This is a genomic window from Vagococcus sp. AM17-17 (assembly GCF_003471765.1).
Lineage (GTDB): Bacteria > Bacillota > Bacilli > Lactobacillales > Vagococcaceae > Vagococcus > Vagococcus teuberi.
In genome coordinates this window covers 1-3,754 of sequence record NZ_QRJY01000026.1, presented here as the reverse complement: position 1 = coordinate 3,754, position 3,754 = coordinate 1, and the positions used below count along the sequence as shown (strand labels likewise).

5 protein-coding genes are annotated in these 3,754 nt (G+C 28.1%); 3 read left to right on the top strand and 2 right to left on the bottom strand.

Annotated features, from left to right (window positions below; genetic code table 11):
* Nucleotides 1–483: 483 nt before the first annotated feature.
* Nucleotides 484–906, bottom strand: coding sequence for a hypothetical protein (locus DW196_RS10855; protein ID WP_118251270.1), 423 nt, complete (start codon nt 904–906; stop codon nt 484–486).
* Between the two features lie 238 nt (nt 907–1,144).
* Here DW196_RS10855 and DW196_RS10850 point away from each other — a divergent pair, with 238 nt between their 5' ends.
* The 3 genes from DW196_RS10850 (at nt 1,145) to DW196_RS10840 (ending at nt 2,651) form a co-directional block, all read left to right on the top strand.
* Nucleotides 1,145–1,534 (top strand): helix-turn-helix domain-containing protein, encoded by a 390-nt coding sequence (locus tag DW196_RS10850; protein WP_118251269.1) that lies wholly within the window; start codon nt 1,145–1,147, stop codon nt 1,532–1,534.
* Between the two features lie 174 nt (nt 1,535–1,708).
* Nucleotides 1,709–1,885, top strand: a complete 177-nt coding sequence (locus tag DW196_RS10845; protein WP_118251268.1) for a DUF6440 family protein — start codon at nt 1,709–1,711, stop codon at nt 1,883–1,885.
* Between the two features lie 238 nt (nt 1,886–2,123).
* Complete coding sequence (locus tag DW196_RS10840) at nt 2,124–2,651, top strand: DUF6434 domain-containing protein (protein WP_118251272.1); 528 nt, start codon at nt 2,124–2,126, stop codon at nt 2,649–2,651.
* Nucleotides 2,652–2,808: 157 nt separating this feature from the next.
* On the opposite strand, the gene DW196_RS10835 is transcribed toward DW196_RS10840, so the two are convergent.
* The gene (locus DW196_RS10835; RefSeq protein WP_118251267.1) at nt 2,809–3,441 is read right to left on the bottom strand and encodes a pentapeptide repeat-containing protein; all 633 of its coding nucleotides are present in this window, start codon (nt 3,439–3,441) and stop codon (nt 2,809–2,811) included.
* Between the last annotated feature and the right edge of the window lie 313 nt (nt 3,442–3,754).

Here is a 3,754-nt window from a genome sequence, read left to right as displayed (position 1 = left end):
CAATCCATTGCCTTAATACTCCCAATCCATTGCCTTAATACTCCCAATCCATTGCCTTAATACTCCCAATCCATTGCCTTAATACCTCGCAATCCATTGATGCTATTGGCGTACAGACACCCTAAAACATCTTTTAAAACATCTTTAAAACATTTATATAACATTACTCCCTATTATTCCCACCTAAAAATCACTTCTTTTTATTAAATTGATCTATGCGTAAGACTAAAAGATATAAAAAGGAGTGAGAGAAACCCACTCTCACATTAAACTTGCAGCAGTCACTGACGTTCCTTCGCTAATAGAAAAAACCATTCTTAAATAGATTCTTGGATGGCTTTAAAACGCAAAAAAAAGAGCCCTATAAGCTCTCTTATATAAAACTCTTATTAAAGTTATTTAAACGTCTTACAGACGGTCAGGGTAAACCCTAACAACCTTAGATTAAAAATCAGTAGCAAATGATAAGAATAAAAAGCTATTTTATTTCCACCACTGCCACCATTTTTTATTTTCTATATTTTCTTCTAGGAGTTTGGTATTTTTTTGTTGCTCGTAAAGTAGTAATTGTTGTTGCTGGTCTAACAACGCATGAAGTTTATTTATTTGTTCTTTTTGTTCTTCGTCATGCTTTTTTAGTAATGATATTTGCTCTTTTAAGCTTTCTATAAGAATTTCATCAGTCGTTTCATCGTTTCTTGATAAAATGAAACGCTCCTCGCTTTTCTCTTGCTTAAAGCTCTCTATAATAGCTTTTGTAGTCGTTTCATCATACATGTTAGTGTTGCGTTTCTTAAACGTTTCATGAAACGAGTTAGCTTTTAAGAATCTAAACAAAGTGGGCTTAGAAACGCCTAGAATATAAGCTATTTCTTTCATTGTTTTGTATGTTTCATCATTTCTCAAGCATTTCAACTCCGTTTCACTGTGATATGCAATATTGTATCGGAAATTGAAAACAAAATAAAGAGAACATAGATACGTTCCCTTGTCTAAAAACCGTATTAAATTTTGTTTGATTAACATAAATCAAATTATATTAAGTATTTTTTTGTAAAAATCACTTAACAACCGTAAAATATAAAGAGAATCGAACTGAATAAAGTAAATTTATTTACTAGGATTAAATCAGGAGGAATAGAGAATGACATTTGGGAAAATACTCAAATCGAAAAGACTTCAAAAAAGATGGACACAAGAAGAGTTATCAGAAAAATTACTCATATCTAGACCAACCATCTCAAGTTGGGAAAGTGATAAAACTCTTCCTGACATTTCAAATTTATTAAAAATGAGTGTTCTATTCGGATGTACTTTAGATGAATTACTTAAGGAGGAACTTAAATTGACAACTAAAATTTTTAAAACAATGACTTATGGTACAACAGCACCCTTACGAATAAAAAATAAAATTTTGAATAAGGACCTAAGTTTTAAAAATCCTAATCCAGAAGTTAAAGCAAACGTTAATATGGAAACAGGAGAAGTAACTTTCTTTATAGAACAAGAAGAATTGAAAAAATTAAATAAATAATAGTTATTTAACCCTTAGGTTTCTATAATACAATTTTATGCGAAGAATAAGGCTCTCAGAAATGATTCTGAGAGCCCTAGGGAGATATTATTTAAAGTCTGTCTGAGTTAACATAAATCAAATTATACCGAGTCAATTAATCAATGATATAATAAAAATAAAGGAGATTTTATTATGGATAAAGAAAGATTTATTACAGATAAAATTCAAAGTAAGATGGGTTCAGAGACAATAATTCTTACAGATAAAGAAACTGGAGTACAGTATCTTTATTTTAGATATGCATCAGGTGGAGGAATGACTGTTTTAGTTGATGAAGATGGAAAGCCAATACTGAATAAAAATATTTAATCGAAAGAGTCTATATATTTAGACTCTTTTTAGTTAACATAATGTAAGATTATACGAAGAATAAGGCTCTCAGAATCAATTCTGAGAGCCTTTAGTTTATTTTATAGTAAAATTATTTAAAGTTTGTCAGAGTTAATATAAATCAAATTATACGAAGTCTATTTTTTGTAGCATGATATAATAATAAATAAAATAATGGAGGAATTTTGATGTGAAGAGACCTGAATTAGTTCGAGGGATGAATCCAGAAACATTTAGAGAATATTATTACTTGAAAGAAGAGTTAGTAAGTTTTTGTAGATTAGAAGGTATTCCCACAGCAGGAAACAAAAAAGATTTAACAGAAAGAATTTATTGCTATATAAGTTCTGGTGAAGTAAAAAATATTAAGAAAAAAACAAAATCTAATATCCCCAAAAGTATAACAGTAAATACAGTCATTGAAGAAAATATTACATGTTCAGAGGTACATAGAGAATTTTTCAAAAGTGAACTAGGAAAACAGTTTAAATTCAAAGTGGCATTTCAAAAATGGTTAAAAAATAATGCTGGTAAAAAATATTCAGAAGCAATAAAAGTTTACCCAGAAATTGTATCAAAAAAAACAGAAAAAATTGATTCACAGTTTGAATATAATACTTACATCAGAGATTTCTTTTTAGAAAATCCAGATTTAACTTTAAAAGATGCAATTAAATGCTGGAAGCTAAAAAAAAGCAAGCCTGGTCATAATCAATATGAAAAAAAAGATTTAAAAGTTATTTAACTTATCAGTTAACATAATCAACTGTTATACGAATAATAAGGCTCTCAGAATTAGTTCTGAGAGCCTTTAGCTTAATCTAGGGTAAATATATCTATTTTATTTAGAGTTTGTCAGAGTTAACATAAATCGCGTTATACTTAGTCTAAAGAGTAGTTTGCTACTTTATTTTAACTTTCAGAAGGTCTCTTGCTAATATTAGTGCTTGGTGTTCATTTACGATACTACCAGAAATTGTTTCAATACTTAATGGTAAATGAGTAAAATGACAAGTGCTGATGTCTACTTTTTTTAAAAGAGTTCCTGTGAGATTCATACTATCTAGTTTACAACTGTCAAATGTGGTTTTCACCATCTTTGCATCTATCAAGTCAGTATTAGTTAGATTACAATCGGAGAAAGAAACTTCTTTGAAATTAGCACTTGATAAATTAACCATTTCCATGTTATTTTCTAAAAATAAATTTGTATTTATATAGGCTTCGGAAATATCTAAGCCTAACATTTTACAATTGATAAATTCACATTTGTACAATACCGATTCTGATAAGACTGTATTTGAAAAATCACAATTTTTAAATATACAGTTAGTAAATTCAGCTTTAACAAAATTATTTCCACTTAATTCACAGTGTTCGATTATACTATCTTCAATAAATAATTTTTCAATACATTGATCACTTATTATCTCATTTTCTATCAAGGCATTTTCTAAAAAAAAATCCTCAAAGTCATAAATATCGAAAAAACTCATTTTTTTTAAATTAATACTATCAATTTTAACTATAGACATTTTTAATCACTCCCATTAGAAATATTAAATATGCTTTAGTATATCAACTTAAATATTCCTTGTATTAAATTAAAATGAGTAGTTTAAAGGCTATTTATGCAAGGAATAGTTAAAAAAAAAATTTGAAAACCTCTCAATCATCGAGTGATAACCTAAAATAGTTTAATTCTAATTGAATTTTTATAATTGAATAAAAATATTATGTCGAATGAACTATTTTCAGTTATCTAATCTATTGCTTAACATAATCTCTCTTTTACGAAGTACCACACTTACCAACACATCGAGGCACTCACTTTGTGAATCACCAATG

Bases quoted from the DNA above. Each gene is read 5' to 3' on its own strand.
- DW196_RS10845 (WP_118251268.1), top strand. From the start codon at position 1,709: ATGGATAAAGAAAGATTTATTACAGATAAAATTCAAAGTAAGATGGGT.
- DW196_RS10840 (WP_118251272.1), top strand. From the start codon at position 2,124: ATGAATCCAGAAACATTTAGAGAATATTATTACTTGAAAGAAGAGTTA.
- DW196_RS10850 (WP_118251269.1), top strand. From the start codon at position 1,145: ATGACATTTGGGAAAATACTCAAATCGAAAAGACTTCAAAAAAGATGG.
- DW196_RS10835 (WP_118251267.1), bottom strand. From the start codon at position 3,441: ATGTCTATAGTTAAAATTGATAGTATTAATTTAAAAAAAATGAGTTTT.